The organism is Pseudomonas sp. RW407, from assembly GCF_003176655.1.
GTDB lineage: Bacteria > Pseudomonadota > Gammaproteobacteria > Pseudomonadales > Pseudomonadaceae > Pseudomonas > Pseudomonas delhiensis.
This window is the reverse complement of record NZ_QGSL01000107.1, coordinates 1,962,642-1,964,675: the sequence shown is the minus strand read 5'-3', so window position 1 is coordinate 1,964,675 and position 2,034 is coordinate 1,962,642. Positions and strand designations below refer to the sequence as shown.

At 71.6% G+C, this 2,034-nt stretch carries 4 protein-coding genes and 1 pseudogene; all 5 read right to left on the bottom strand.

Annotation, left to right across the window (positions count from 1 at the left end):
- Positions 1-224 (bottom strand): annotated as a pseudogene (locus DK254_RS32985) (molybdopterin molybdenumtransferase MoeA); the annotation flags it as partial.
- Positions 221-790 (bottom strand): molybdenum cofactor biosynthesis protein B, encoded by a 570-nt coding sequence (gene moaB, locus DK254_RS32980; protein ID WP_109937186.1) that lies wholly within the window; start codon positions 788-790, stop codon positions 221-223. The pseudogene DK254_RS32985 and the gene moaB, both read right to left, overlap by 4 nt.
- Positions 791-873: 83 nt before the next feature.
- Entirely contained in the window at positions 874-1,326 is a 453-nt protein-coding gene (moaE, locus tag DK254_RS32975; RefSeq protein ID WP_109937185.1) for a molybdopterin synthase catalytic subunit MoaE, read from the bottom strand.
- A 4-nt stretch (positions 1,327-1,330) separates the two neighbouring features.
- On the bottom strand, positions 1,331-1,579 hold the full coding sequence (locus DK254_RS32970) for a MoaD/ThiS family protein (RefSeq protein WP_089389569.1): 249 nt from the start codon (positions 1,577-1,579) through the stop codon (positions 1,331-1,333).
- Positions 1,576-2,034 (bottom strand): cyclic pyranopterin monophosphate synthase MoaC (gene moaC, locus DK254_RS32965; protein WP_109937382.1); only part of this gene is annotated, 459 nt, incomplete at its 5' end. The genes DK254_RS32970 and moaC, both read right to left, overlap by 4 nt.

The following is a 2,034-nucleotide window of genomic DNA, read 5'->3' as shown; positions in this document are numbered from 1 at the left end:
CCCGCCGGCACGTCGCTGGCGCGCAGGGCGTAGCCGTCCATGGCGCTGTTGTTCCAGTGCGGCAGGTCGCAGGGGGCCTCGAGGTCGTTGGCCAGTACCCGGCCCAGGGCCTCGGCCAGGGCCACGGACTCCACCGCCGGCGGCGCCGGGGCGCGCGCCAGCAGTTCGGCCAGGGCCTCGTCCACCGGCTTCAGGCCGTGGCCGTCACAGCCGCAGCCGCTCATGAACGGCTGCCGCAGGCACAGGCGCCACCGCAGCCCTCCTCGGTCTTCGGCGGGGCCTTCAGGTGCGGCACGAAGCTGCACGGCCGGGTGCGGCTGTCCAGCTGCGCGGCGAGGATTTCCCGCCAGGCGGTGCGGCAGGCGCCTGGCGAGCCGGGCAGGCAGCAGACCAGGGTGCCGTTGGTGACGCCGGCCAGGGCCCGCGACTGGATGCTGGAGGTACCGATCTCGGCCAGGGAGACCTGGCGGAAGAGTTCGCCGAAGCCCTCGACGCGCCGCTCCAGCAGCGGTTCGACGGCCTGCGGGGTGTTGTCGCGGGCGGTGAAGCCGGTGCCGCCGGTGATCAGCCCGACCTGGATGCGCGGGTCGGCGATCCAGGCGCAGACCACCGCGCGGATCTGGTGGATGTCGTCGACCACCAGGCGCCGCTCGGCCAGCACGTGGCCGGCCTCGCGCAGGGCGTCGGCCAGGCTCTGGCCGGAGTCGTCGGTTTGCAGGGTACGGGTGTCGCTGACGGTCAGCACGGCGATCTGCAGGCTCTGGAAGTCCTGCGTGGCCAGGTGGCTCATGGCTGCCTCCGGGGAAGGATGGGACGGCGCCCAGCCTGCGCCTCGGCAGCCGGCCTGCCCATTCCCCGGAAGAGGTAGCGCGGCTATTTGTCCCAGCGCTGCGCCGCGGCCTGGTCGCTGCAGCGGCCTTCCACCCAGCGCGGGCCCTCGGCGGTGTCTTCCTTCTTCCAGAAGGGCGCGCGGGTCTTGAGGTAGTCCATGACGAAGTTGCAGGCGTCGAACGCCGCCTGGCGGTGGGCGCTGGCGGTGCCGACGAAGACGATGGGCTGGCCCGGCTCCAGGCGGCCGATGCGGTGGAGGATCTCCAGGCGCAGCAGCGGCCAGCGCTCGTTGGCCTCGACGGCGATCTTCTCCAGGGCCTTCTCGGTCATGCCCGGGTAGTGTTCGAGGAACATGCCGCCGACCTCGCGGCCGTCGTTGAAGTCGCGCACATAGCCGACGAAGCCGACCACCGCGCCGATGCCGACGTTGGCGGCGTGCAGCGCGTTGACCTCGGCGCCGGGGTCGAAGGGGCTTTCCTGGACACGCACGGCCATGGCCTCAGCCTCCGGTGACGGTGGGGAAGAAAGCCACCTCGTCGCCATCGGCGAGGGGCTCGTCGAGGGCGCACAACTCCTGGTTGCGCGCGCACATCAGGTTCTGCTCGGCCAGCACCTGCCAGGCGCCGCCGCGCTCCAGCAGGTAGCCGCGGAGGTCGTCGATCTTCGCGAAGGCCTCGCTCCAGCCCAGTTGCTCGCCATCCAGGCCGAGGGCCTCGCGGTAGCGGGCGAAGTATTGCACACGGATCATTGCCCATCCTCCGCACGGTAGTGGCCGCTCTTGCCGCCGAGCTTCTCCAGCAGGCGCACGCCCTCGATGGTCATGCCCTTGTCCACGGCCTTGCACATGTCATAGATGGTCAGCGCGGCGACGCTGGCGGCGGTCAGCGCCTCCATCTCCACGCCGGTCTGCCCGGCCAGCTTGCAGCGCGCCTCGATGCGCACGGCGTCCTCGCCGTCGGCCTGCAGCTCGACCTTGACGCTGGTGAGCAACAGCGGGTGGCACAGCGGGATCAGCTCGTGGGTGCGCTTGGCCGCCTGGATGCCGGCGATGCGCGCCACGGCGAAGACGTCGCCCTTGGGGTGGCCGCCGTCCTGGATCAGCCGCAGGGTCTCCGGGCGCATGCGCACCCGCGCTTCGGCCACGGCTTCACGGGAGGTCACCGCCTTGTCGGTGACATCGACCATGTTGGCGCGGCCCTGGGA